This window comes from Sporomusa sp., assembly GCF_035561255.1.
In the GTDB taxonomy this organism is placed as follows: domain Bacteria; phylum Bacillota; class Negativicutes; order Sporomusales; family Sporomusaceae; genus Sporomusa.
Genome location: NZ_DATMXX010000359.1, coordinates 1 through 23,814, shown reverse-complemented (window position 1 = coordinate 23,814; position 23,814 = coordinate 1). Strand labels below are relative to the sequence as shown.

Sequence of the window (23,814 nt, the reverse complement as noted above, 5' to 3'; positions counted from 1 at the left end):
ACTTACTCCGTTCGACTTGCATGTGTTAGGCACGCCGCCAGCGTTCGTCCTGAGCCAGGATCAAACTCTCCAATAAAGTTTTGCAATCACTAAGTGACTACATTATATTGAAGCCGTTTATCGGCTCATTATTAATCAAATCTTGTTTGTTGCTTGTGCTGCAAGCAGCACATCGCACATCTGGCTTTTTTTGATGCATTACTTTACATTGTTCAGTTTTCAGGGAACGGTTTGTCGCATTCGCATGATTGCCGAACTTGACAGCTTTTATATGTTATCACGTTTATTGCACCGTGTCAACATAACATATTTGTTTTCCTTTATGCCATTACTTACTAGCTGTTACCTGTTATGGCATATTTTGCCGCACCAATTGGCGACTTATTTATAATATCACGCCACAATCAATTATGTCAATCCACTTTATAAAAGTAATTTTACCCAGGTTAAACCGGCTTAATCACAGATATTCATCACTCGGGTCCAAATACATAGAGTAATCAATCGGATACAGTGGATAGACCATATCAATGATTTGCGTTTGGTCATCCCAGGAAGCAGCTATATTGTAGACTTTGCTGATGTCATTTATTGTTAAAAACGGCTGCCCTCCTATAAGCTTAATCGGTGCCAGTTTGCCGTGTATAAACAATTCACCAGTATTAGGCCGCCAGGTTACTCGCTCACCTAACTCTTTCGCAACGGTGAGGGCCGGTATTACCAAAGCATTCCCCATTCGTTGAATATCCCCTGATAATAGCCGACCATCTAATCTGGCAATAGGCAACAACAGTTCCAGGCAATTTTGATCGTCATTCCAAGTTTCCCGCCCCCCAAACAATATTGATAAATAATCGACATTAACATATACGGTATTACCACGCTTAACACCAGGAACAGTCTGATTCTGCCGGGTTACTGTCCGGTTGCCGGCATTCCAGTGTACGGAGGTACGTAAACTATCGGCTAAAGCTAAAACCGGTACATACTTCTTACCTCCCCAGGTTATTATGCGCTCAGGACGTAATGTTCCGTTTATTTTAAGATTATGAAGCTGAGCAAATACAACTTGATGATCAGGGATAGTTTCAATGAGTTTCTGCACAAAAGCATCGTCAATGAGATTCTCTAGTTCAGCCTGCTTCAAGGCTGCTTTAACATCAGCCAGCGTAACCCTCTGGCGATTATATACATCAGGATAAATACCAATAGTCGCCTGTCCCCTAGTATCAATTCGCACTTTAATTCGTTCATACTCGATTTTGACCGGAGTGTCACAGTCAACAAGCTCAAATATCTCTTCCGCGTCTGCTTCCTGCATCCGGATACAGCCATTAGAGATAGCCAGTCCAATTGACCCGGGAGCATTTGTACCATGAATACCATATAGTGAGCCAAGCCCCATCCACCGGTATCCCAATGGGTTACTGGGTCCAGATGGCACGACATAGTTCTTACCGGGGGGATACCATGCCGGATCAATTTCTTTTTCGATTATTGAGAACTCGCCAACAGGAGTTGGAGTATCTGGTTTACCAATAGCAACCGGATATTCCTTCACCATTATATTGTCTTTATACAATTCCAGTGTACGACTAGGGAGATTGACGATAATTTGATTTAAGGCTTCCTGTGCCTGAACTGGCTCAGTAAATACGATAAAGCACAAGATCAACCAGAATACTCTTTTCCACAGCTGTTTACCCATACCGACATCCCCTTTTATAAATGCCTAAGACAATAACATATATGACAGGAGAGCCGCTGGTATTCGTTAATTATTCGTACAAGCTCCAAAAAAAATTAGGTTAGCGCATTATATAATGCACTAACCTAATAAATGTCAATACCAGATTAAAAACCTAGTTCTTCCCCGATAATGATCACCTCTACATCGGTAACCGCCGGCTTCTTATGCATAACTGTAGTGATATTACATATCCGGGTCGGTCCTTGGCAATCCATACATTCACCAGTCACAGTACATGGATTAGGACGGCCTAGACGTTTGTTATTAATAGGAGCAGCAAACAACTCAATGCGATCCATCGCTGCATCAATATCGGTAACAATTTTATTTACGCCTGTGATAACAATGACTTTTTTAGGACCAAAGATCATCGCTGCAACCCGGTTACCAGCACCATCGACATTGACAAGTTCGCCTTTTAGAGTCAGGGCATTCGTACCTGTTAAGAATACGTCACAGGTCATTTGTTTGCGACGCAATACCAGGGTCTCTTCCGGCGATAGCCCTGGCTTATTATGGTTGAACACAGTATTACCCCGGTCTTCCAGCAAGGTATCGATCCCCACTTCTTTAATTGTCCATGAGCCGCCGATACCTACAGTAGCGTCACATGGAATCAACACAGCCAATTTGTCTAGGGCTTCTTGCCTAGTGTTGACATAAGAGGCAGTAAAATTGTTCTTTTGCAAAGCCTCCACAACTTTTCCAGCAATCGTTTGATTGTGCCAGTTTTTTAATTCACTCATTGAAAACGCCCCTCTCTATTTATAAATTATGGGAAACCATCTGCACGCTGGCCATGTCTGCCATTTCTTCAGCAGTATACTGGTTGTACACGATGTTAAGGTGTTTAGCATAGGATAGGCCATTAAAACTGCCATTAGCCTGACTCGTTATAGCCGCATTAAGCTGTCCGACAAATTCCGGCGTCAATGCGACCTCCCTCATGGCCCGGACAATACCGTCCGCAGCATCCACAAGTGTAACTTTGAGCGTAGCAGTATCTGCAGCTTCTTCAGGATACACACGAATGCCCCTTGGTACGGTATGCCAGGAATACGGCGCATCGTTCCAACTTTCGTTTCCAAATTTAAAGAGTAAAAAAATAATAGGGCCATCAATGTATAGACTTAGCTCAGCAGCACCATTTTGAATATTTTCTATTTCCTGGTTAATAATCCCTGCTTTGACAATAACAAGCCCATGACCGTCACTATCCAGACGATAATTAATTTTTTCTTCCAGCTTGTTTTGGCCTGATTCGTACAGTTGTCCAACTTGGCCTGTTCGCATCATACTCCACCACTTTTCTTATGTAGTCTTGATTCCTATATTATACCATTGTCTTTATCGATATTAAACCAAGGTGTTCACATACTAAACCTACTACTCAGAATTTTCCATAAAGGCTGGTAATAATCCAGCAGCAGTTTTCGGAACACTATAGTAAGCGTTACAATTCAAACGCTCAATAATTCTCTCAGGAGGTGATTTTGTGCTATTGCGCAAAATCCGGGGATGCGATGGTTGCATTGAAAGTAGTTCCTGTGAGTTTTCCTCAGAGTTCTGCCCTAAAGCAGTGCTTGATCTCAATCCAGACAACGGCTTGGATGTTGATCCTGCACTAAGAAAGTACCAGGAACTATACCAGCGTTTAGACAGATAACCTATGTAAAAAGGAGGTCCAGCGTGAAAACTACGATCAAATACGCTCATGGTAAAGGATTTAGCAAAAACCTGTCTTCAGTTACAGTGCTAGCCAATCCGCGCATTAATCACGAAATTCAGGAAAATATCAAAAAGGCCCGCCCACAAAGATTACTAAGCGGACGGGCATATTAATTATTAGGATTGAATAAACAGTTCCGGCGGCGATAAAACACGCCTGCTGCTCAAGGCTGCTACTTGGCAGCCTATTTTTTTCGCAGCTGTCAGGTCGATCGTGCTTGGTATTCGATAAATCTCAATAAGTGCAGCTGCCACTTCTTCAAGGGCTGCATTGCCTGACCGTTCCCCAATACCAGCTGCAGTTACACTGGCAAATACGGCCCCGTTTTTTAATGCTGCTAATGTGTTGGCGGTAGCAAGACCAAAATCATTGTGAGCGTGCATTTCTATTGGCAGCGGGCAGCGAGCCGTCAAGTCGCCAATGATCGAAGCAGTAGAAAACGGGTCTAATAACCCCACGGTATCAGCATAACGGATGCGCACTGCCCCTAAGCTGGCACTAAGCTCAGCTAGCTCGAGAAACTGTTCTGAGCTAGCCCTTGATGCATCTTCAGCACCAACTGATACATAGCAACCATGGCTTTGTGCCAAAAGCACGGCACTCTTTAGTTGATTCAACACCCATTCACGACTTTTCTTTAGCTTGCGATGAATATGAAGATCAGATACAGGAACAGAGATATGCAAAAATTCAAAACCACACGCAATTGAGGCTTCAATATCCTCCCGGCATGCGCGATTCCAGGCAAATACCACGGCTTTCAGGCGGGCATCAAGAATGAGCCGCATAGCTTCGGCTTCTTCCTGCCCCATAACCGGCGTACCCGCTTCGATCCAGGTTATCCCAGCTTTATCAAGCGCAGTGGCAATAGCCAGCTTTTCCATGGCCGTAAAGACAATCCCGGCCGCTTGCTCACCGTCGCGTAATGTGGTATCAATTAAAACACCCTGATTGAGTTCTTGCATATATTTGCACCTCTCAACTGAATAGGTATAAACGCTGTAATTCCTCATCACTAATGGCCGACTTTTTGCGGACAGATAATGCCCGTACACTAGCAAGCAATTTTTTACTTTCAACCTCTTCCAACCGTATTCCCCAAGCTGCAAACTTGGTTTTCAGTGCAGTGGTCCCCGAATGCTTGCCAATAATAAGCCGCCTGCTTAATCCTACAAGCTCTGGTGCATACGGCTCATATAACCAAGGATCCTTATTGACACCATCCACATGTAAACCTGACTCATGAGAAAAAATAGCCGGACCAATAACGGCTTTGTCCTCAGGAATAGTAAGCCGTAGCGCCACAACAACCCGTTGACAGCCATTTGCTAAATCAGGTGGTATCTCAATATCTATCTTTGCCAGTTGTTTAGCAACCATCAGCGCTTCTTCCCAGGGAGCAAAGCCACCGACTCCGGCTACCGCGGTCACTACCTGCCTGACACCGGCTTTCATCGCAGCCAGTGTATTGGCAGTTGCCAAACCATAAGCATTGCTGGCCTGGATGCCAATAGGGCAATTCAAGCTATTCTTTAGTGCAGTTATTTGTTCAAAGGTGGTAAGTGAATCTCCATTTCCTTCCTTGTCTCCATAAATAACGGCAGCTAATGGATAACTGCTGATCCGGGACACAACCTCCAGCATTTCTGGCCGGGCCAGCTTAGCTAAGCCTTCTAACAGCAGTGTGACTTCCAAACCGCGACGGTCTGCTTCAATCATAACAGCTTCGAGCTTCACCGTAAAATCAACCGGGGAAACAGCATTTGCAGCTACCACAATCTGTTTGATACCTGCCTGCTCTATCCAATCGAGTTCAGAAACTGATAAGTCAATCATACCGCAGAGTTTAAGGTAATGTTGAACACCTGACAAATCCGGACGATATCGTTGCCAATCCGGCAGGCAAATGCCAGCCTGCTGAATACCCAATCTCGATAGCAAGCTGGCAACGTCTGCCAGTTGTTCACTGGTAAACTGCCTCCTGATGGCTGCATTTAGTGTCTGATCAATCCAGGTTGGCTTGCTCATGTGAAATCACCCACAACTTTGTTTTTTTATGATCAGCTTAACGCCATCTGCAAGCCGCTCGGCTTTACAGTCAAACTTTCCGCAGGCCCAGTCAGCCTCCAGCCAGGGAGGGATGTGGCTGCATAAGACTTCCACAAGATAAAAGTTACCGTTTAGTAGCGGTTGCAGCACTTGCTTGGAGGTCATTCCGGTACCGTTTTGCTGCAACTCCTTGAGTGATACCTGATAGCAGCCTGGCCCGGTCTCAACAACAGCCGGGGTTACGGCCTTTAGCGGCGCTGGCTGGCGAGCTGCAATTTCTTCCTGAATTAACACATATTCAAGAAATTCTATCGGGCGTCCATCAAATTCCCAAATACTAAACCCAGCCTGTTCAAGTTCTTTGTACATAAGTCCGGAAACGGTCCGGGCAACAAATACGCGGCATGGTGCTACTAATTCAATCATCGCTGTTAATTGTTGCCGCACTCCTGCCATCCCACTTGTGCGGTCAAGCTGAAATGCAGTCTCGCTAACTGATTGCCATTTCCCTTGCTGGCGACGGTAGACAACTACTTTGCCCACTTCTTCCAAGGCGGCGGTACTGCCGTTTTCACCAACAAACACTGCTATTTCCCGCGCCATTTTACTACCTCCTTTCCCCTCAAACGGCTGCAGCTTTTAAATCAAGCTGTTCTGTGGCATAACCGAGGCCGCTTTCTATTGTATAGCAATATTCAACTGACATAATGCCCCGCTTTAAGAGGCGCTTTTGTGCCTGATAGCCGATACGCATGGTCAATACAGCGTCACAGTCAGCCAAAGCCATCAGTATTGCATCTTTTCGGCCGTCTTCATTATCACAGGCAACATTGCCGGCGCAATACTTTTCCAAGCGACGTGTCTCAACTAATTCAAAGCGACTACCATTGACCTGATAAATCTGAAACTCTTCAGCCTGGCCGAAATGCAAATCAACCAATTTGCCAAATTTACTGGTAACAGCAACCCTGTAATGCGCGACAAACGGTACTGGTTTAGTCTCAACCGGTTCCACTTGGCTGGCGCAACTTCTAAATTCACCAGCCCGATCCTGGCCTAGTAGCCCAATCGCATCAGCCCGGCATTGGCGACAGTGAGTCATTTGTCTCAGCTCACTGGCACAAGCTGTCCTGACGGCGGTAACGTCACGCATATTTGTTTGGGGTAAACCGGAGAAAACGCTGCCTGGCGCGGGTATAAAGGGCATAATATTAGTCATACAGGCCCCTAACTGTTTAACTTTTTTTACAACATCAGGAACATGCCAATCGTTGACAAGTTTAATCATAACAATGTTTACTTTGACGGTAACGCCATGTCCAGCCAGATACATAATACCTTCCTGCTGGTTATTTAGGAGAATTTCGGAACCCTCAACTCCCACATAACGTTTCCCCTGGTAATTTACCGTCCCATAAATTTGTGCTCCAACGACTGGATCAGTACAGTTAGCAGTTACAGTTACGTGCTTTACGCCAAGTTTAATTAACTCCGGCGCATATTCGGGCAATAACAATCCATTTGTTGATAAACAGACCATAATGCCTGGATCGACCCGCTTTATAAGTTCAATTGTCTCCCGTGTCTCGTCCCAGTTAGCCAAGGCGTCCCCCGGACCAGCAATACCGACTACGCTTAGATTAGGAATCTCAGCTTTAACCTTTTCAAACTTCTCCTTAGCTTCCAGTGGTGACAGGATTTCACTAGTCACCCCCGGCCGGCTTTCGTTCACACAGTCAAACTTGCGGCTGCAATAATTACAGCTTATATTACACCGGGGAGCCACTGGCAGATGCATGCGAGCATATTGATGCTGGGCTTGAGCTGAAAAGCAAGGATGTTTATCGGTAAGCACGCTCGTCATAGAGCGGCCACCCCCTTTCTTTGGCGTTCAGTTTTAGGCTGCTGAAAATATTTGTCATACATATTCTTACGGTAATCCCGGTATTTATCTTCCAGCAAAGTGTTAGTAATCCGGTCTAAGAGCAATGCGGTACCGGTATACCCAACAGATAAGAGGCGTTGCCCCCCAACCCGGTCATGAATAGGGAATCCCAGTCTTACTAATGGAATACCATCCCGCTCGGTTAGAAAGCGTCCATCAGAATGGCCTATCGCAATATTGGCCTTACCGGCTTTGGCCTGCTCCCGTACTAAATTAAAATCTGGATCTGACAACACAACAGTTTCAGTTGTCATTTCCGTTTCCGGCAATAGCCTGGACAAATTCCCGCTTTTGTCCCCAGTTACTACAATGGGCCGAATACCATTTTCCAAACAAACCTGAGTAACGGCATACACCAGTTCCGGATCTCCAAAAATAGCGCAGCGCCCAGCAAAGTTGTATTTATGAGAATCAATCATGGCGTCAATAAGCCGCCCCCGTTCAAGCTCGATTGCGGCTGGCCGCTTTTTGCCGCTGATTGTCTCAAGCGCATCCATAAAGGCATCGGTATTTTCAATGCCAATCGGGATCGGTACTGAGTAGAGTGGTACGCCAAAGGTATCTTCCAGATATCTCCCTGGTGATACACTGGCGTCAATGGTAACACCCAATTCGATTGTCGCAGGTGCGCCACTCATCCGGCAGATATCAGCGACAGGTGTGCCACCTGCCGGCAGCTTGTTGTACGCCGGGAGGTACGGCTGGTCCATTGTGTCAGAGATATCCGGGCACAGGGTGTAATCAATGTCCAAAGCGCCCAATAGGCGCTTTAGCTCACGAATATCAGCCGGACTCATGCTGGGGATAATCACATTGACTTTATTATGCCGCTCAGTAGTTGTTGCCAGTGTCTCAACAAGCCGCCTTACCGTCAACCAGTAGCCCTCGTTGTGGCTACCGCCATAACCGGGCGTATTGGCGGCAACAATCGGCAGGTCAAGCTCTTTTTCCTGGCGGTATTCTTTTACGATCCTGGCAACGTCTTCACCAATGGTCTCTGCCAGACAAGTGGTAACAACACCAATCAGCTTAGGCTGATATACCCTGTTAATGTTATCAAGTGCGGTACGAAGATTGGCTGCCCCGCCATATACTGTTCCCTTTTCATTGAGGGAGGAGGAGCCGACATCAACAGGTTCGTTAAAATGCTCGGCAATATGCCGCCGCATATAGGTACTACAGCCTTGTGAACCGTGAACAATAACCATGGACTTTTCGATACCTTTGAGCGCTAAAATCCCGCCCATGGGCATGCACATATGACAAGGGTTCTCCATATCAGCTACCTCCTTTTGCAGCAGTATATTTCCATACCGGCGAGCACAAGGTAGAGTAAACTTCCTGAGCAAAATTTACCGCGCCGTCATAGCCGCTTAAAGGATGCTTGCGATCATGGTTGTGGTCAATGAACGCCAGCCCTAATTTGTAGGCCAGTGGCCGTTCTTTGACACCCCCAACCAGCAAATGGGCACCCTGACTTCTCATAAACCGCTCCAGTTCAGCCGGATTGGCATCATCTAGAATAACAGTTCCATCACTAACTAATTCATGAATGGTATCGTACTCTTCGCGACGCCCGGTTTGGGTACCAATCATTACAACCTCAATGCCAATCTCCCGGAATTGTTTGATTAACGAGATGGCCTTAAAGCCGCCGCCGACATAGACGGCTGCTTTTTTGCCTTGAAATTTTTCATGGTATTTGCTAATAAGAGGCAACACCCGGTCAGTCTCCCGGCGAATGAGAACCTCGGCTTTAGCCCTGATCTCACCGCCACCCATAGCATCAGCGATATTGCGCAGGGATTGAGCCGTATCCTCTATTCCCAGAAACGATACCTGCATGTAAGGTATACCATACAGTTCCTGTAATTGGGCAGCCAGGTAGTTCATCGACCCTGCACACTGTACAATATTAAGGGATACGTTTGCCGCGCCCTTAAGCGTACTGCTGGTTGAGTCACCCGTAAATACCGTATTGACTTTTATCCCCATTTGCGCCAAATAGTCTTTGATGATCCAGGCTTCACCTGCCAGATTAAAATCGCCCAAATAGTTGATTGAATCACTAGCGGCAGCTTGGTTTCGGTCAACCGGGTCAATCAGCTGCAAAAGCGCCTCACAGGCAGCCCGGTAACCGGCTGATTTATTACCGATAAAGCCGCTTGACTCTACAGGGATAATCTCAATATTATTTCGCTTGGCAGCGGCCTTACAAATGGCTGCCAAGTCATCACCGATTACCCCGACAATACAGGTTGAATAAACAAACATCAGTTTTGCCGGGTGTTTAGCCACAAGCTCATCAATAGTTTTTGCCAGTTTCTTTTCCCCGCCAAAGATGATGTCCTGTTCACGTAAATCGGTGGTAAAACTGTTACGGTAGAGTTCTGACCCGCTGGACAGGCTGCCGCGAATATCCCAGGTGTAGCTAGCGCAGCCGACCGGGCCATGTACCAGATGGATGGCGTCGGTAACCGGATTAAGCACCACTCTGGCACCACAGTATACACAAGCCCGCTGACTGACACAGCCAGCAATGCTGTCAGAATCACACTTCAACGAATTTTTACGCCGCCCTTTGGTGGATATAAACTGCTCCCGTCCCGAAATGGCTACAGTCGTCTCGCTCATTTGCTTCACCTCCAGTCTATTTACATGACAAGTTCGAAATCTTCATCAGCTGCATCACGGTCAGCCCGTTCTAATAGCGCTCCGCTGATACTTTCAATGAGACGCATGGCTCCCCGATAGCCAACAATCGGCAGATAGGAATGAACACTGCGATCCAGGACTGGGAAACCAACCCGTACTAAGGGAATATCTTCTGCTCGCGCAATATATTTTCCGTAGGTGTTGCCGATGATAAGGTCAACAGGCTGGTTCTTGATCCACTGGTGCAGTGTAAACAGATCACCACCTGCTTTGACATTGGCAGTAACCCCGGCCTGGGTCAATAGTTCATTAACATCATCTTCAAAACTACCGACAGCCGAACCCATAGCGCCACCCGGAGTACCTGTCAGTATGTGCAGAGGTATCATACCCAAGCTGAGGACAAATTCAGTAAGCCCGGTAACAATGTCAGGATCGCCGAAGATGGCTACGGTTTTACCATGAAAGTGAAAATGGGTATCTGTCATAATATCTACTAACTGACCCCGCTCTTCTTCCAACTCTGCTGGTACTTCCTGGGCAAAGGCCCGGCGCAGCGATAACAGCATTGCATCTGTCGCTTTTATACCTATCGGCGCCTTAAGGGCTGTCGACGGGACTTGACATTTTTTCGAAAGGGCTTCAGCCGCATCATTAGAGGCAAACCGGCCGAGAGCTAATGTAAATTTGGAGTTACCACTATCCTTAATCTGGGCAACAGTGGCACCACCTTTGGGATACATGGAAAACTTGCCTGTCATTGGTGCATCCATAACCCCAGAGGTATCTGGAAACATGATAAATTTAATGCCCATGGCCTTGACGATGCGTTTTATTTCCCGCATATCCCCAGGATTAACAAACCCTGGAATTATGTTTACTTGTTCTTTTTTTACAGCGGAAGTAGCCTCGGCGATATAGCCAACCATCGCCTTGGTCATATTGGAGAAACCAGTAATATGGGACCCTTGGTAGCTGGGGGTGTTAGCGTGGATCACCAGCTTACCCTCAGGAACCTCTGCCGATTTAATAATACTGGGAATATCATCACCAATAGTTTCAGTGAGGCAAGTAGTATGAATGGCCATAACCTCCGGGTTATATATGGAAAAAACATTGGTTATCGCCGTTTTTAGGTTAGCACCGCCGCCAAATACCGAAGCCCCTTCGGTGAAGCTTGAGGTGGAAGCCATCGCCGGTTCCCTGAAATGCCGCGACAGGTGCATGCGATGGAAAGAACAGCAGCCCTGCGAGCCGTGGCTGTGTGGCAGGCAGCTATGGATCCCCAATGCAGCATACATAGCCCCAATAGGCTGGCAAGTTTTTGCAGGGTTAATTACGGCACCGTTGCGTTGTTTTATCTCTTTTGGTGTACAGTCCAGCATATTAGGCCACTCCTTCCTCGTTTACAGTACCACTGAGCAGCGGTTCATCCTGCCATGGCGGAACTATGAAGTTCCAAGTAGGGGAAGCAAAGCCCATGCTTACATCCCTGGCAAAATTTACAGCGCCGTTGAAGCCGGCGTAGGGTCCGCTATAGTCGTAGGAATGAAGCTGCTTAGCCGGGATACCCATCTTTTGAATCACATATTTATCTTTAATACCTGAGGCAAAAATGTCTGGTTTCAGGATCTTGATAAACTCTTCTGTCTCAAAATGATTGAGATCATCGACAATAATGCTGCCGTCTTTCATCTCTGCATTCATACCCGCATAATAGCTGAGTGGAATCTTCTTTTTGAGTTCTTCCATCTTTTCCGGCGATACCTTCAGACGAAAACGTCGTTCATCTGTTGTAACATGCAGTTCAGGAATATTCTTCGAATCTGCATCGGTTTTAATTGTGGGAATAACTTCGCGCCCCTCATAGTCGTCCCGATGCGCAAATTCATAGCCCGCCAGCACAGTTTCGATACCTAATTCGGCAAAAAGACCCTGGTAATGATGACCGCGGGAGCCGCCCACAAAGCAGAAGGCTGTCTTGCCGTCACAAATCTTTTTGTATTGATCCATTAAAGGCTCAACACGGGCTACTTCCCGGGCAATAACTTCTTCGGTTTTTTGAATAAGCGCCTCATCCCCAAAGTACAAAGCCATGTTCCGGAGAGATTCAGTTGTGCCGTTGACACCGATGAAATTGACCTTGAGCCAAGGTGTTCCGTATTTAACTTCTAACATTTCAGCGATATAGTTAATTGAGCGGTGGCATTGCACTAGATTTAGCTCAGCCGTATGGGCATTCCTCAAATCTTTATAGGTGCCATCACCAGTCATAACCGACACAACTGTGTAGCCTATTTCCTTTAGAACACGCTCAATCTCCCAGCCATCACCACCGATGTTATACTCCCCGAGGATATTAATTGGATATTTACCGGGAGCCTCTTCCAAATCAGAGGAACCGATTACCTTATCCATGAGGATGTTATTGGCAATATGATGACCTGCCGACTGACTGACACCCTTATAGCCCTCACAGCTAAAAGACAATACCGGAATACCATGCCGGCCCTCAGCCGCTTTGGCTACAGCACCCACATCGTCCCCGATAAGACCTACCGGGCAAGTAGCAGAAACCGTAATGGCTTTCGGATGGAAGATTTCTACCACATCATCAATAACCTTAGCCAGCTTTTTTTCGCCGCCAAATACGATGTCGCTTTCCTGCATATCTGTGGAGAAGCTATAATTAAGGAAATATTGGCTGGGATCATCGTTTTTGGCCTTGTTGCGGCGTGTCCCCCAGGTATAGTAAGCACACCCAATTGGGCCATGGGTAATATGAACCATATCTTTCAGCGGGCCAAGCACTACACCTTTACAACCGGCGTAGGCACAGCCGCGGTTAGTGATTATACCAGGAACAGTTCGTGTGTTAGCTTCAATAATTTGAGCTGCATGCTCGCCATCCTTAATCAAAATATGTTTCTTGCGGTTTTTCTGGACTTTGGATGGATATTGGTCTAGAATTTCCTGTAATTGTTTTTCAGTAACAGCCATGCTACGTTACCCCCTTTACACCTTGCTATTTATACTGCTTCTTCGCCAGATTCGCCAGTACGAACCCTAATTGCATCAAGCATCGGTACGACGATAATTTTCCCGTCTCCAACCCCGTTTTCGGTGCGGTTGGCGGACATGATAGCATCTATAATTGTCGTGACGTCTTCGTCATGGGCCAAAATGGTAAACAATCGCCGTGGAAATAACCGGTGCCCATCAAGAAATCCATCAATTAGCACTTCTGCATCTTGTTCATCTGCGCCGGCCAGCGCCATCATTTTGGCTTTCCGTTCGGCTACAATCGCCGGGTCATCTATCAATTGGCCACGGCCCATTACCTTAAAGGCGGTGAAACCGGCCACGCCTGCGTCCACCAGAGCTTTCTTCGTAGCGCCTGTTTTATTCATGCGCACGATGGCAATGATCTCTTTCATGGTGTCACCCCTCCTTTTACAGTTCTTTCATGCCGCTCGATACAGTGTATACCTCAGAAACCGGGCTGACAAAAATTTTACCGTCGCCATAAGCGCCCTTTTCCCCAGTTTTAGCCGCTTCCATAATAACTTTAACAATTTCTTGTTTGTACTCTGCCCGTACAGCCATTAACAATAAGCTTTTAGGAATCTCATCATACACGACACCGCCGATTTTGATACCCTTTTGTTTACCCCGTCCGACAACGTCTACAACAGTAACAGCGTTAAATCCGGCTGCCGACAGTGCGGCCAATACCTCATCTTTTTTGTCCGGTCTGATGATTGCTCTAATTAATATCACAACACTCACTCCTTCATTTTATCGTCGGTCGGGTTAAGCGATGGCGTCAAGAAAACCGTGTTGCATCATCAGTTCTTCCAGACGATCCTGGGTCATAGGTTTAGGGATAACAAACATTCTGTTTTCGTCAATGGCTTTTGCCAGGTTACGGTATTCCTCGGCTTGACCAGCCTCAGGTTCAAAGTGAACAACTGTCTTCTTATTGATTTCAGCCCGTTGGACAACATTATCCCGCGGTACAAAGTAAATGAGCTGTGAGCCAAGCTCTTCGGCAAAGGCCTTTAAAAGTGGTAATTCATTATCTACCTTCCGGCTGTTGCAGATGATGCCGCCAAGCCGGACTTTACCTGATACGGCATACTTTTGAATGCCTTTGGCAATGTTATTGGCAGCATAAAGGGCCATCAATTCACCTGATGCTACAATATATATTTCTTCGGCTTTGCCTTCACGGATTGGCATTGCAAATCCGCCGCAGACAACGTCACCTAATACGTCATAAAACACATAGTCAAGGTCGGAAGTATATGCACCTAGTGATTCAAGCATATTGATCGAGGTAATGATGCCGCGGCCAGCGCAGCCTACCCCTGGTTCAGGGCCGCCTGATTCAACACACATGGTATTTTTAAATCCTGGCTTTAAAATGTCCTCAAGATCAATATCGTCGCCTTCGTCACGCAGTGTATCAAGTACTGTCTTTTGACAAAGTCCGTTTAGTAGCAACCGGGTTGAGTCAGCCTTCGGGTCACAACCAACCACCATTATGTGCTTCCCAGCTTCAGCCAATGCGGCCACCGTATTTTGTGTAGTCGTGGACTTACCAATACCGCCTTTACCATAAATAGCAACCTGTCTCATTTAAAATTCCTCCCTTTTATTTGGATAATGAGATAGTCTGGCTTTGTCGGGTTTATGTTGAAAAATATTAATGCGTAGAATATAATGTAGATGGGCATGTCTATAAACCCTTGCCGACACTTGGGGAATGTGATTTGCCCCCGGCTTCACGAGTACTCGCAATACGCGTGAAGCCTTTTATTATGCGCGAAAGCCGATCACCTCCTTGTATTGCTGTAAAAATGACAAGGGCTTACCGCATTAGGTAAATGCGGTAAGCCTCATTGCTTTCGAAACCTATTCTTTTGATAAATAAAAAGCTATGGGCAGAAAAAACTGCTCCATAGCTCCATTGCTGAGAATCAAATATTGATTAGCACAACTATAACATAGATAAAACGCGCCTGCAATAGTTTCGAACTAATGTTGGAAAATTAAGTTTTCTACAATTTAAGACAACTTAAACTTTTCATTGCTTTTCCGTAAAGATCCAGCTATAATCCCTATATGAAAATACCGGGGAGCACATCCCCACCCCTGCCACCGGCAGACACGTAAAATTCCTGATAAGATGGAGGCCTAATAAAATGGAATCTGATAAAGATCCAGTACACGACCTGCTGACAGCGCTCGTGTCTTCACTCAACAACACCCTCTATGACCTTGCAGCGGAAAACGAGAGAGGTGGTAGCAAAGTAACAGCCAAACGCCTGGAGTTTTCCCGGCAAAAGATCATGAGCGCCTGGGAGCTATACAACCAAAACCGCAGTACCAAGTAATGCAAAAGAAGCTTTATGGGTTAGCGACGCCCATAAAGCTTCTTTACACTCTGCCGAAAACAATATCCTTAACCACTTCACCTGCAATAATCAGACCAACTACAGATGGTACAAAGGCAATACTGCCCGGAATCTGCCGTCGAATTGTACATTTACGGGTTGTTCCCTGAGGGCAGACACACCCTACGCTACAGCTCGAATTTTCTGTTTCAAAAGGCGTAAGCGGTTCTTCCTTAGAATAGACTACCTTCAGTGAAGTGACTCCTCGCTTCCTTAACTCCTGACGCATTACCTTAGCCAGCGGACAAACCGAAGTCTTGAAAATATCAGCTACTTCAAACCTGGTCGGATCCAATTTGTTACCGGCTCCCATCGAGGAAATCACCGGAATATTTCTGGCCTTGGCTTTCATTATCAGGTCAATCTTACCGGTAACTGTGTCAATGGCGTCTACAATATAACTATAGTCATCTGCGAGTAATCCTTCTGCCGTATCCGGCATATAAAACTCCTGAAAAATAGTTACTTCAGCCTTAGGATTTATTTCCAGAATGCGGTCACGCATCACTTCAACTTTAGGCTTACCAATTGTCTTTTTGGTAGCATGTAACTGCCGGTTAATATTAGTCAGGCAAATACAATCGTCATCCACCAGGACAAACTTGCCCACACCGGAACGAACCAAGCCTTCCACTACAAAGGTGCCTACTCCGCCGATGCCGAAAATGGCGACTTTGCTTTGCGTCAGTTTTTGGAGGCCTTCTGCGCCAATTAATAATTCGGTCCGGGAAAACTCATGCAGCATATTGTCACCCTTTATATTTATTAGTATGTGTGCATTATATAAGTGTAGCAAAATTCCCCAGACCAGTCAACAGCCGCTATGACCTACTTACGCGAAACCCTCGGTTTAATTGTTTTACCGCATTTCGGACAAACGTGAATTCCTTCCTGATCAACTTCCATAACCGCACCGCATTGAATATGAACCAACATCCTGCCACCTCCTAAATTAATCCCACAATAAACAGTATATGAGAATTAGGAAAAAATAGACCAGGATAAATTCTGGTAGAAAAAGCTTTCCGGCAACACCGGAAAGCTTTTCACATATCCTTATGGTTCAACATATACTAATGAAGGGTTTTTGCTGGCAACTAATCTAAATGTTCCACCGTCTGCACCAATTTGCTGCACCAGCCAGTCACGGCTTAGGTCTTGCCGGGTGCAGATACTGATCTCAAACGCTTTTCTGGTTTTTGAAACAAGCAGACTCGGAAAAGTGACATTGTCAATTAACGCAATATTGATCCCTGAATCAACCCCCCCCAATTGCGCCATGGCCTACCTTAGCTGATAGCTCGGTACTAATCTGCACGTGGTTTTTGCCGGTCTCAGGTTCAACCAACACCTGGAATACATACATTTTGTCGCTCAACTCAACATCCCTCCCCAACACTTGTACTAGTATTAGAAACAGTTATATACAAATCATTGTACCACACAGGAAATTTCCTCGCAATGTGCAACATTTTCTCATATACAGCGAATTGGGGCATTCTTCAACAGAGTGGTGTGTTGCAAAACTTTAACGCGTTGTATATATAGAAAAAAGGTAAGTGATAGCTCAACATAACTATTACTTACCTTTTTATATATTTATTTTATTCGGCCCCTTGCTCACCACATGATTTACGCTTTATTAGCTCCGGTTTAAACATAACGGTTGCCGGCTTCTTAAGCGGTCGCGCCGCTTTCAGGCGTTTGATCAGCATTATAGCCGCTTTATTGCCCATAGCATATACCGGTTGGGCAACAACAGTAATTGGCGGCTCAATAAGTTCTGCCCAGTCCCAGTCATCAAAGCCAAGCACACTGATCTTGTCAGGTATAGTCACCTTCATCTTTTTTAAAGCTCTGACCACTGACATAGTAATAAGATTATTGGCACAGAAAATTGCCGTTGGGGTAGTTTCGCTGCTCTCTGCCCCCACTAATTCCTGCAGTTTACCAGCGACATCCGCTTCTGCGCTACCAGTGCGTATTAGCCATTCCTCCCGGAAAAGCAAGCCATGATCAGCTAAAGCGGTTTGATAAGCCTGGACCCGTTCCAGACGGGGGCTGACATGATCGTAGGGCATAGTAAACATGGCAATCCGGCGATGACCAAGACTAACCATATGATCAATAGCCTGCCGGACACCGCTGGCGCTATCGACAGTAACAGTATCTATGTCAATTTCCGGAGCTTTCCGGTCAATAAGAACCACCGGCGTTTTTTGATTGACCTGAGCAATAAGGCTATTATTACAGCCGGTAGTATTAATAATTAACCCATCAACCTGCTTATCTACAAGCATATTGACATAGTCGCGCTCTTTGGCGGGGTCATCATCGGCATTGCATAGGATAAGATTAAAGCCAGCTTCTTGCAGTGTATCTTCAATCCCCCGGATAATACTGGTAGAGAAGGGATTTAAGATGTTGGCGACAATTGCGCCGATTGTATGGGTACGTTTCTGCTTGAGGCTGCGGGCCAACGCATTTGGCCGATAATCAAGCTCCGCGATAACCTGAGCAATACGCTCCCTGGTATCTACTCCCATATGGTCGTACATACCATTTAAGTATCTGGATACCGTACTCTTGGAGACGCCTGATCTCCTGGCAACCTCGGCAATAGTAACAGGCATTCCCGTTACCGCTGAACGCGTCCTGAACCGTCGCCCCCCATCAGCGCTTTCACCTCGCTGACAGTTACATGGTTATGGTCGCCTTCGATGGTATGCTTGAGGCAGGAAGCAGCTACCGCAAACTCAAGGGCATCACCATTAGAGTAATTGTTCATAAGCGCATAGATTAAGCCGCCGCCGAACGAGTCGCCGCCACCTACACGATCAATGATATGGATGGCATAATTACGTGAGAAGTAAAATTCATTATCTTTATACAGCATAGCCGCCCAGTTGTTGTCAGAAGCCGAGATGCTGCCGCGCAGGGTAATGGCTACAGCTTTAAAGCCAAACCGTTCTTTGAGCTTTTTAGCTACATCTTTATACCCCTCATGGCTAAGCTTGCCGCCGGTAATATCGGTATTATCGGCTTTAATGCCAAACACTTTTTCCGCATCTTCTTCGTTGGCAATGCACACGTCCACATAAGGCATAAACTGAGCCATAACCTTGCCAGCTTTTTCGCTTGTCCACAGGTTTTTGCGGAAGTTGAGATCACAGCTGGTAGTTAGTCCTGCTTCTTTCGCTGCTTTACAAGCGTCCAGCACACACTCGGCAACATCGTCGCCCAGAGCTGGCGTAATACCGGTGAAATGGAACCAGGTAGCGCCTTCAAAGATTTTTTTCCAATCGAAATCTTCTTTCTTTGCGCCTGAAATGGAGGAATGTGCACGGTCATACACTACCTTGGAGGGACGTTGGGAAGCTCCTTTTTCGCAGAAATAGATGCCCAGACGCTCGCCGCCTCTAATCATATGACGGGTATCAACACCATAGCGGCGCATTTCGTTAACTGCAGCCTGGCCGATAGGATTCTCCGGAACCTTAGTTACAAATACAGCGTCTTCGCCATAGTTAGCCAATGATACGCATACATTGGCCTCGCCGCCGCCATAAACTGCTTCAAAACTGGGGGTTTGTTCAAAACGCTGGTAGCCAACCGGGGCCAAACGGAGCATAATCTCACCAAAACATACGACTTTCTTCACAATATCCACCTCTTAAAATATAGTTAACTATTATTTATCCGATATTACTTGCCGCGAGCCTGACGAACTTTTTCAATAAATTGTTTACCAATCTCGGTAATTGACTCATAATCACCCTTTTTGGCACCGGCTGTTAGATTGCCGCCAACACCGACAGCCACACAACCAGCTTTAATCCAGTCTTGCACATTGTCAAGGCTAACACCACCTGTCGGCATAACCGGAGCCTGAGGCAACGGTCCTTTAAGCGCTTTTACGAATGATGCGCCCAAAGCCTCCCCGGGGAATAGTTTAATAATATCAGTACCGGCCTCCATGGCTTCAACAACTTCTTTGATTGTCATGCAACCAGCCATAATTGGTACTTGATAACGGTTACACAGTTTAACTGTTTCAGCATTAAATGACGGGCTGACAATATACTGGGCACCTGCCAGAATGGCGACACGGGCAGTCTCCGGATCAAGCACTGTACCTGCGCCAATAATTATTTCACCATTTTTATAGGTAGCGGCAAGATCCTTAATTACCTCGGCAGCACCTGGTACAGTAAAAGTAATCTCAATCGCGGCAACTCCACCTTTAAGGCAGGCATCAGCAATTTTTACAGCCTGTTCGGAAGTCTCAGCGCGAACAACAGCAACTACGCCAGAATCCATAATTTTTTGAAGCACATTCAATTTTGGTATCATTTAAATCAATCCTTTCTTTGTGTAAATCGGTTTAGGAAACCGGTTTACAAGACTAATACCTGCTTATATTAGCTATTTTTTTAAATATTCCTGCTACATTTTGGCACGATCTCAATAAAATTATACATTCCTCTTTACCCAGGTACGTCTTAAGCTGGCATTGACTTGTGCTGTCCCGCAGAGGTATAATTAACATATAAATATACATATAATGGAGGCAAACTAATATGGATATTGCAGCGCTTTCTTCAGCAGTCTCGCAAGCGAGTGTTAGTAATCAGGCCAATATTTTAGTCATGAAAAAGGTTATGGACACTGCCGACACCCAAAGCCAGGGTCTACTTGAGTTGCTCCCGGCAACTTCCCGTATCTCACCGTCCCATTTAGGCAACAGCATTGATATATCTGCGTAGATTGTGTGGGAACTTCTGGATTAGCCAGAAGTTTTTTGTATTTCACGCTTTTTAGTGTAAAATTAACTATTTAGAAAGTGCAGGATGTATGAATAAAGTATATGCGCTTATAGGTCCCCCAGCTTCTGGCAAGACCAGTATTCAAAAAATTCTTGCCCAATACGGCATTCCCGAAATGATTAGCCATACTACACGCAAACCCAGGACTGGCGAGCAACACGGTATTCATTACTATTTTGTGAGTAAGGAAGAGTTCCAGAATACGGAGATTATTGAACGGGTTGAATACTCTGGCTGCTTGTACGGACTAAGCAAGGCCGAGGTATTAGACAAAGTCAACCGTTATCCGGTCAGCACAGTAGCCGTTGATACGCAGGGCTTTACCCAAATGAAAAAACTACTCGCCAACAGGGTTGAGTCGATATTCATTATGGTCGACTATGATACAGTTATTAGCCGGATGTTAGACCGCGGCGATAATAATGATCTGCTCAATCGCCGCATCGAGTACGCCAACACTACTGGCGAGTTTAACAACTGGCAAATGGCCAACTATGTCGTAAAGAACACGGGTTCATTGGAGGCAGCAGTACATCAGGTACTGGCAATTGCCGGCATGATGACACCGCCGCTAAAAACTGCTGAATAAAGAGAAAAGCCGCCAATGGCGGCCTTTTTTTTTTGCAGTATCAATCAATGGCTAACACGAAGGCAAATCGGGGAACCTCCTTACCTTCAATTATAATATGCTCACAAAACATGGCCTTGGGTCTTACCCACAGGCCATATTCTCCATAGAGGGCCCGATAAACCACCATCTGCTCAAGGTTTTCACTGTGTGCAGCCTCACCAATCACTTGGTATTGCTTGCCCTTATAGTGCCGGTAAATACCGGGTTTTATCTTATCCGGCGCTGCTTCAGTCATATTCAGTCTCCTTAGCCCTGTTAGTGCAGAACAGGCGATACTTTTTTATATACCAGCATCGTAATTGCCGAAACAAGTATTCCTTTAAATAGGTTAAACGGTACTATGGCAAAAACAATAAACGTTTTTAAATCAATAATTAGCGGATTAGCCACTCTGCCCATATTTACGATGGCTTCAGGCGGTAGGTGTAGCGCAACTTGATATAAGGGTATAAGTACCCAGTAATTCAAGGCCGCTGCCGCCAGCGTCATAGAAACCGTCCCGGCAATCAGCGCAATCACTGCCCCTGTCCGATTCTTTTTACATTTATAGACGAAAGCGGCAGGCACAACCAGAAATGTTCCCACTAAAAAATTGGCCATCTCACCAATACCGGCCGTCTGTGTGCTGCTCAAATGAATCAGATTTTTCAGCAGTACAATCAGGCACCCGGCGAGCGGCCCAAGTGCAAAAGCCCCTATAATGGCCGGTATTTCACTAAAATCCAGTTTCAAGAAACCAGGCATAAAGATAACCGGTAGCTCCAATACCATCAAAATTGCAGCTGCACTAGCAAGTATTGCAATTCGCGTTGTATAAGCCAAATTAGTATGCAATTTTCAGCCTCCTTACTTCAATTCAATGGCATGACTCTTATCGTCAATAGTATCCTGTAACAATAAATCAATGCAACGCTTGAGGATTATCTAATACAGAATTATGTAATGCCACAGCAACAAATTCAGTTAGCGCAGTTTCCAGCACAGTCTCATGCACTGCCATAATATCAGAAATCTCCACCCCGTGACGAATACTCATATATTCGAATACCCGTGACAGTCCCTCAGCATAAATACCCTGAACTTCTTCCGGCATTTTACCTCTAAGCACATCATAGTAGAGTATCCCATAACGCTTACTAATATCTTGTAAATGGAGGGCCAGCAAATACTTATAATCTTCTATCAGATCAGTCATTGGTCTCCTGCCTTTCTCCTGTCGTTAGCTCTACGCAGTTTGTCCGCTTACGTAGAACTGTATAGGCTTTGCTTAAGTTTATGTATTCGCACCGAATTGCGAAATCCCTACATACTATCTAACAAATAAATCTTGAGACAACAAATGCCCTTACAGTCATCGTGCGAATATACGAGCGGCAAAACTATGGCAATTCACAAGGAGTTAACATTCTATTTGTTGAACTCTATATTGATCATTCTGACGCAATTATGGAGGTTATTATGAAGAATGCCAAGTTCATGTTAGTTTTATTTGTTCTATTTGTCTTTACAGCAGTAACCAATACTGACCAAGTAAAAATATTTTCCGAGCCAACACCGTCAAGCATGGTTATCGAGGTTCTACGATTAGGCGATGTTGTTAAGGTCTATCAAAAATCACCGGACGGACAATACTTCGAGGTCGAGCACAAGGGAAACCACGGCTGGATAATCTTTAAATATCTAAGTCCAAAAGACCATAGATATAGCACTGAGACATAATGCCCCAGTGCTATCAACTACCTAGCCTATAGTTTCTTATATGCCATCGCCATAAAGCCCGCTTAAATCACCCGACTCGTTTAATTGATTAAGGTCAAAGGGTGTACCCTGATATACATAATAATTAAGCCAGTTTGAAAATAGCAAATTGGCCGCACTCCGCCAACGCACTACCGGTGTTTGCCGTGGGTCGTCGTTAGGGTAATAATTATCGGGGATGTTGATTGGCAGTCCCTGGGCAACATCCCGGTCATATTCAGCTTTAAGCGTTAGTGGATCATATTCTGAATGACCGGTAATAAACAGATGCCTGTATTTTTTATCAATGATTGCATAGATGCCGGCTTCTGCCGATTCCGAGAGAATACATAGTTGCGATACCTTCTTAATGTCTTCCCGTCTTACCTCAGTATGCCGGGAATGAGGCGCATAGAAAATATCATCAAAACCACGAAACAGCATTTTCTCCTTTATATTGACAGTGTGGGGAAAAACGCCAAACATTTTCTTCGCTAGATCATATTTAGGAATACCATAGTGATGATACAAAGCCGCCTGGGCTCCCCAACAAATATGGAGCGTTGAATATACATTACGTCTGCTCCAATCCATAATCTCACATAATTCATCCCAATAAACGACCTCTTCAAATGGGATTTGTTCCACAGGTGCCCCGGTAATAATCATGCCATCATACTTGCGGTCTTTTACGTCATTAAAGGTTTCATAAAATTTAACCAGATGCTCCTGTGACGTATTCTTTGGTTCATATGTTGCTGTATATATGAAATCAAACTCTACCTGTAGCGGAGAATTTCCCAACAAGCGGAGTAATTGTGTCTCTGTGACAATTTTAGTTGGCATTAGATTTAATAATAAGATACGAAGCGGACGTATGTCCTGCGCATAGGCACGATCCTCGTCCATTGCAAAAATATTTTCCTTTTCGAGGATGTTGACAGCCGGCAAATTATTAGGAATTTTTATAGGCATATTTCCCGCTCCTTTGTGTTAAGTCTCTGCTTATAGGACATATTTCTTTTACCAGTTC

29 protein-coding genes and 1 rRNA gene are annotated in these 23,814 nt (G+C 45.5%); 6 read left to right on the top strand and 24 right to left on the bottom strand.

The features are described from left to right. From VN379_RS20570 to VN379_RS20555, 4 genes are all read right to left on the bottom strand, one after another. Positions 1-76, bottom strand: a 16S ribosomal RNA gene (locus tag VN379_RS20570); the annotation flags it as partial. A gap of 384 nt (positions 77-460) precedes the next feature. Further along, complete coding sequence (locus VN379_RS20565; protein WP_325537328.1) at positions 461-1,708, bottom strand: L,D-transpeptidase family protein; 1,248 nt, start codon at positions 1,706-1,708, stop codon at positions 461-463. 146 nt (positions 1,709-1,854) lie between these two features. Next, on the bottom strand, positions 1,855-2,496 hold the full coding sequence (locus VN379_RS20560; protein ID WP_325537326.1) for a lactate utilization protein: 642 nt from the start codon (positions 2,494-2,496) through the stop codon (positions 1,855-1,857). Positions 2,497-2,515: 19 nt separating this feature from the next. Next, complete coding sequence (locus VN379_RS20555) at positions 2,516-3,046, bottom strand: hypothetical protein (RefSeq protein ID WP_325537324.1); 531 nt, start codon at positions 3,044-3,046, stop codon at positions 2,516-2,518. A 199-nt stretch (positions 3,047-3,245) separates the two neighbouring features. On the opposite strand from VN379_RS20555, the gene VN379_RS20550 reads away from it, so the two are divergent. Together VN379_RS20550 and VN379_RS20545 are read left to right on the top strand one after the other, a co-directional pair. Then, the gene (locus VN379_RS20550; RefSeq protein WP_325537322.1) at positions 3,246-3,416 is read left to right on the top strand and encodes a hypothetical protein; all 171 of its coding nucleotides are present in this window, start codon (positions 3,246-3,248) and stop codon (positions 3,414-3,416) included. A gap of 23 nt (positions 3,417-3,439) precedes the next feature. Continuing rightward, positions 3,440-3,592, top strand: a complete 153-nt coding sequence (locus tag VN379_RS20545) for a hypothetical protein (protein WP_325537321.1) — start codon at positions 3,440-3,442, stop codon at positions 3,590-3,592. 3 nt (positions 3,593-3,595) lie between these two features. Here the strand turns inward: VN379_RS20545 and VN379_RS20540 are convergent, their stop codons facing one another. From VN379_RS20540 to nifH, 11 genes are read right to left on the bottom strand one after another with little or no spacing between them, the layout of a single operon-like run. After that, complete coding sequence (locus VN379_RS20540; protein WP_325537319.1) at positions 3,596-4,444, bottom strand: homocitrate synthase; 849 nt, start codon at positions 4,442-4,444, stop codon at positions 3,596-3,598. A 13-nt stretch (positions 4,445-4,457) separates the two neighbouring features. Continuing rightward, complete coding sequence (locus VN379_RS20535; RefSeq protein ID WP_325537317.1) at positions 4,458-5,507, bottom strand: homocitrate synthase/isopropylmalate synthase family protein; 1,050 nt, start codon at positions 5,505-5,507, stop codon at positions 4,458-4,460. 6 nt (positions 5,508-5,513) lie between these two features. Next, a complete protein-coding gene (locus VN379_RS20530; RefSeq protein ID WP_325537315.1) occupies positions 5,514-6,131 on the bottom strand; it encodes a Fe-only nitrogenase accessory AnfO family protein in 618 nt (205 codons plus the stop codon). Between the two features lie 19 nt (positions 6,132-6,150). Further along, positions 6,151-7,392, bottom strand: a complete 1,242-nt coding sequence (gene nifB / locus VN379_RS20525; RefSeq protein WP_325537313.1) for a nitrogenase cofactor biosynthesis protein NifB — start codon at positions 7,390-7,392, stop codon at positions 6,151-6,153. Beyond that, the gene (locus tag VN379_RS20520; RefSeq protein WP_325537311.1) at positions 7,389-8,750 is read right to left on the bottom strand and encodes a nitrogenase component 1; all 1,362 of its coding nucleotides are present in this window, start codon (positions 8,748-8,750) and stop codon (positions 7,389-7,391) included. Before VN379_RS20520 ends, nifB begins: the two co-directional genes overlap by 4 nt. Before the next feature lies 1 nt (position 8,751). Beyond that, positions 8,752-10,107 (bottom strand): nitrogenase iron-molybdenum cofactor biosynthesis protein NifE, encoded by a 1,356-nt coding sequence (nifE, locus tag VN379_RS20515; protein WP_325537309.1) that lies wholly within the window; start codon positions 10,105-10,107, stop codon positions 8,752-8,754. 20 nt (positions 10,108-10,127) lie between these two features. Continuing rightward, positions 10,128-11,513, bottom strand: a complete 1,386-nt coding sequence (nifK, locus tag VN379_RS20510; RefSeq protein WP_325537307.1) for a nitrogenase molybdenum-iron protein subunit beta — start codon at positions 11,511-11,513, stop codon at positions 10,128-10,130. A 1-nt stretch (position 11,514) separates the two neighbouring features. After that, positions 11,515-13,128 (bottom strand): nitrogenase molybdenum-iron protein alpha chain, encoded by a 1,614-nt coding sequence (gene nifD / locus VN379_RS20505; RefSeq protein ID WP_325537305.1) that lies wholly within the window; start codon positions 13,126-13,128, stop codon positions 11,515-11,517. Positions 13,129-13,157: 29 nt separating this feature from the next. Further along, entirely contained in the window at positions 13,158-13,565 is a 408-nt protein-coding gene (locus VN379_RS20500; RefSeq protein WP_325537303.1) for a P-II family nitrogen regulator, read from the bottom strand. Between the two features lie 16 nt (positions 13,566-13,581). Continuing rightward, a complete protein-coding gene (locus VN379_RS20495; RefSeq protein WP_144352173.1) occupies positions 13,582-13,908 on the bottom strand; it encodes a P-II family nitrogen regulator in 327 nt (108 codons plus the stop codon). Positions 13,909-13,941: 33 nt separating this feature from the next. Further along, positions 13,942-14,769 carry a nitrogenase iron protein gene (gene nifH / locus VN379_RS20490; RefSeq protein ID WP_325537298.1) on the bottom strand — a complete coding sequence of 276 codons (828 nt, stop codon included), beginning with the start codon at positions 14,767-14,769 and terminating at the stop codon, positions 13,942-13,944. A gap of 566 nt (positions 14,770-15,335) precedes the next feature. Between nifH and VN379_RS20485 the strand changes: the two genes are divergently transcribed. Continuing rightward, positions 15,336-15,527: a hypothetical protein gene (locus VN379_RS20485; RefSeq protein WP_325537297.1), complete on the top strand. Its 192-nt coding sequence runs from the start codon at positions 15,336-15,338 to the stop codon at positions 15,525-15,527. 43 nt (positions 15,528-15,570) lie between these two features. On the opposite strand, the gene VN379_RS20480 is transcribed toward VN379_RS20485, so the two are convergent. The 5 genes from VN379_RS20480 to VN379_RS20460 all read right to left on the bottom strand — a co-directional run bounded on the left by VN379_RS20480 (position 15,571) and on the right by VN379_RS20460 (position 19,940). Next, positions 15,571-16,332, bottom strand: coding sequence for a tRNA threonylcarbamoyladenosine dehydratase (locus VN379_RS20480; RefSeq protein ID WP_325537295.1), 762 nt, complete (start codon positions 16,330-16,332; stop codon positions 15,571-15,573). 311 nt (positions 16,333-16,643) lie between these two features. After that, entirely contained in the window at positions 16,644-16,868 is a 225-nt protein-coding gene (locus VN379_RS20475; protein ID WP_325537293.1) for a hypothetical protein, read from the bottom strand. 323 nt (positions 16,869-17,191) lie between these two features. Then, complete coding sequence (locus tag VN379_RS20470) at positions 17,192-18,220, bottom strand: LacI family DNA-binding transcriptional regulator (RefSeq protein WP_325537291.1); 1,029 nt, start codon at positions 18,218-18,220, stop codon at positions 17,192-17,194. Positions 18,221-18,225: 5 nt separating this feature from the next. Beyond that, positions 18,226-19,248: a sugar kinase gene (locus tag VN379_RS20465; protein WP_325537289.1), complete on the bottom strand. Its 1,023-nt coding sequence runs from the start codon at positions 19,246-19,248 to the stop codon at positions 18,226-18,228. 44 nt (positions 19,249-19,292) lie between these two features. Further along, the gene (locus tag VN379_RS20460; RefSeq protein WP_414715024.1) at positions 19,293-19,940 is read right to left on the bottom strand and encodes a bifunctional 4-hydroxy-2-oxoglutarate aldolase/2-dehydro-3-deoxy-phosphogluconate aldolase; all 648 of its coding nucleotides are present in this window, start codon (positions 19,938-19,940) and stop codon (positions 19,293-19,295) included. A 227-nt stretch (positions 19,941-20,167) separates the two neighbouring features. Here VN379_RS20460 and VN379_RS20455 point away from each other — a divergent pair, with 227 nt between their 5' ends. Together VN379_RS20455 and VN379_RS20450 are read left to right on the top strand one after the other, a co-directional pair. Then, positions 20,168-20,353 (top strand): YjfB family protein, encoded by a 186-nt coding sequence (locus VN379_RS20455; RefSeq protein WP_325537287.1) that lies wholly within the window; start codon positions 20,168-20,170, stop codon positions 20,351-20,353. Positions 20,354-20,441: 88 nt separating this feature from the next. Beyond that, entirely contained in the window at positions 20,442-21,002 is a 561-nt protein-coding gene (locus VN379_RS20450; protein WP_325537285.1) for a guanylate kinase, read from the top strand. A 40-nt stretch (positions 21,003-21,042) separates the two neighbouring features. Here VN379_RS20450 and VN379_RS20445 read toward each other — a convergent pair whose 3' ends face one another. The 3 genes from VN379_RS20445 to VN379_RS20435 form a co-directional block, all read right to left on the bottom strand. Beyond that, positions 21,043-21,279, bottom strand: coding sequence for a DUF1653 domain-containing protein (locus tag VN379_RS20445; RefSeq protein ID WP_325537283.1), 237 nt, complete (start codon positions 21,277-21,279; stop codon positions 21,043-21,045). A 20-nt stretch (positions 21,280-21,299) separates the two neighbouring features. Then, complete coding sequence (locus tag VN379_RS20440) at positions 21,300-21,878, bottom strand: ECF transporter S component (RefSeq protein ID WP_325537281.1); 579 nt, start codon at positions 21,876-21,878, stop codon at positions 21,300-21,302. Between the two features lie 67 nt (positions 21,879-21,945). Continuing rightward, on the bottom strand, positions 21,946-22,239 hold the full coding sequence (locus VN379_RS20435) for a hypothetical protein (RefSeq protein ID WP_325537279.1): 294 nt from the start codon (positions 22,237-22,239) through the stop codon (positions 21,946-21,948). Positions 22,240-22,502: 263 nt separating this feature from the next. On the opposite strand from VN379_RS20435, the gene VN379_RS20430 reads away from it, so the two are divergent. Next, entirely contained in the window at positions 22,503-22,763 is a 261-nt protein-coding gene (locus tag VN379_RS20430) for an SH3 domain-containing protein (RefSeq protein WP_325537277.1), read from the top strand. A gap of 36 nt (positions 22,764-22,799) precedes the next feature. Here the strand turns inward: VN379_RS20430 and metA are convergent, their stop codons facing one another. Further along, positions 22,800-23,756: a homoserine O-acetyltransferase MetA gene (metA, locus tag VN379_RS20425; RefSeq protein ID WP_325537275.1), complete on the bottom strand. Its 957-nt coding sequence runs from the start codon at positions 23,754-23,756 to the stop codon at positions 22,800-22,802. Positions 23,757-23,814 lie beyond the last annotated feature (58 nt).

What these genes read in the sequence shown, in the direction of transcription:
- VN379_RS20530 (WP_325537315.1), bottom strand. Translation starts at nt 6,131, where the DNA reads ATGGCGCGGGAAATAGCAGTGTTTGTTGGTGAAAACGGCAGTACCGCC.
- VN379_RS20435 (WP_325537279.1), bottom strand. Translation starts at nt 22,239, where the DNA reads ATGACTGATCTGATAGAAGATTATAAGTATTTGCTGGCCCTCCATTTA.
- nifB (WP_325537313.1), bottom strand. Translation starts at nt 7,392, where the DNA reads ATGACGAGCGTGCTTACCGATAAACATCCTTGCTTTTCAGCTCAAGCC.
- VN379_RS20455 (WP_325537287.1), top strand. Translation starts at nt 20,168, where the DNA reads ATGGATATTGCAGCGCTTTCTTCAGCAGTCTCGCAAGCGAGTGTTAGT.
- metA (WP_325537275.1), bottom strand. Translation starts at nt 23,756, where the DNA reads ATGCCTATAAAAATTCCTAATAATTTGCCGGCTGTCAACATCCTCGAA.
- VN379_RS20540 (WP_325537319.1), bottom strand. Translation starts at nt 4,444, where the DNA reads ATGCAAGAACTCAATCAGGGTGTTTTAATTGATACCACATTACGCGAC.
- nifH (WP_325537298.1), bottom strand. Translation starts at nt 14,769, where the DNA reads ATGAGACAGGTTGCTATTTATGGTAAAGGCGGTATTGGTAAGTCCACG.
- VN379_RS20485 (WP_325537297.1), top strand. Translation starts at nt 15,336, where the DNA reads ATGGAATCTGATAAAGATCCAGTACACGACCTGCTGACAGCGCTCGTG.
- VN379_RS20430 (WP_325537277.1), top strand. Translation starts at nt 22,503, where the DNA reads ATGAAGAATGCCAAGTTCATGTTAGTTTTATTTGTTCTATTTGTCTTT.
- VN379_RS20520 (WP_325537311.1), bottom strand. Translation starts at nt 8,750, where the DNA reads ATGGAGAACCCTTGTCATATGTGCATGCCCATGGGCGGGATTTTAGCG.
- VN379_RS20555 (WP_325537324.1), bottom strand. Translation starts at nt 3,046, where the DNA reads ATGATGCGAACAGGCCAAGTTGGACAACTGTACGAATCAGGCCAAAAC.
- nifK (WP_325537307.1), bottom strand. Translation starts at nt 11,513, where the DNA reads ATGCTGGACTGTACACCAAAAGAGATAAAACAACGCAACGGTGCCGTA.
- nifD (WP_325537305.1), bottom strand. Translation starts at nt 13,128, where the DNA reads ATGGCTGTTACTGAAAAACAATTACAGGAAATTCTAGACCAATATCCA.
- nifE (WP_325537309.1), bottom strand. Translation starts at nt 10,107, where the DNA reads ATGAGCGAGACGACTGTAGCCATTTCGGGACGGGAGCAGTTTATATCC.
- VN379_RS20480 (WP_325537295.1), bottom strand. Translation starts at nt 16,332, where the DNA reads ATGCTGCATGAGTTTTCCCGGACCGAATTATTAATTGGCGCAGAAGGC.
- VN379_RS20470 (WP_325537291.1), bottom strand. Translation starts at nt 18,220, where the DNA reads ATGCCTGTTACTATTGCCGAGGTTGCCAGGAGATCAGGCGTCTCCAAG.
- VN379_RS20460 (WP_414715024.1), bottom strand. Translation starts at nt 19,940, where the DNA reads ATGATACCAAAATTGAATGTGCTTCAAAAAATTATGGATTCTGGCGTA.
- VN379_RS20535 (WP_325537317.1), bottom strand. Translation starts at nt 5,507, where the DNA reads ATGAGCAAGCCAACCTGGATTGATCAGACACTAAATGCAGCCATCAGG.
- VN379_RS20565 (WP_325537328.1), bottom strand. Translation starts at nt 1,708, where the DNA reads ATGGGTAAACAGCTGTGGAAAAGAGTATTCTGGTTGATCTTGTGCTTT.
- VN379_RS20500 (WP_325537303.1), bottom strand. Translation starts at nt 13,565, where the DNA reads ATGAAAGAGATCATTGCCATCGTGCGCATGAATAAAACAGGCGCTACG.
- VN379_RS20445 (WP_325537283.1), bottom strand. Translation starts at nt 21,279, where the DNA reads ATGACTGAAGCAGCGCCGGATAAGATAAAACCCGGTATTTACCGGCAC.
- VN379_RS20475 (WP_325537293.1), bottom strand. Translation starts at nt 16,868, where the DNA reads ATGGCGCAATTGGGGGGGGTTGATTCAGGGATCAATATTGCGTTAATT.
- VN379_RS20560 (WP_325537326.1), bottom strand. Translation starts at nt 2,496, where the DNA reads ATGAGTGAATTAAAAAACTGGCACAATCAAACGATTGCTGGAAAAGTT.
- VN379_RS20450 (WP_325537285.1), top strand. Translation starts at nt 20,442, where the DNA reads ATGAATAAAGTATATGCGCTTATAGGTCCCCCAGCTTCTGGCAAGACC.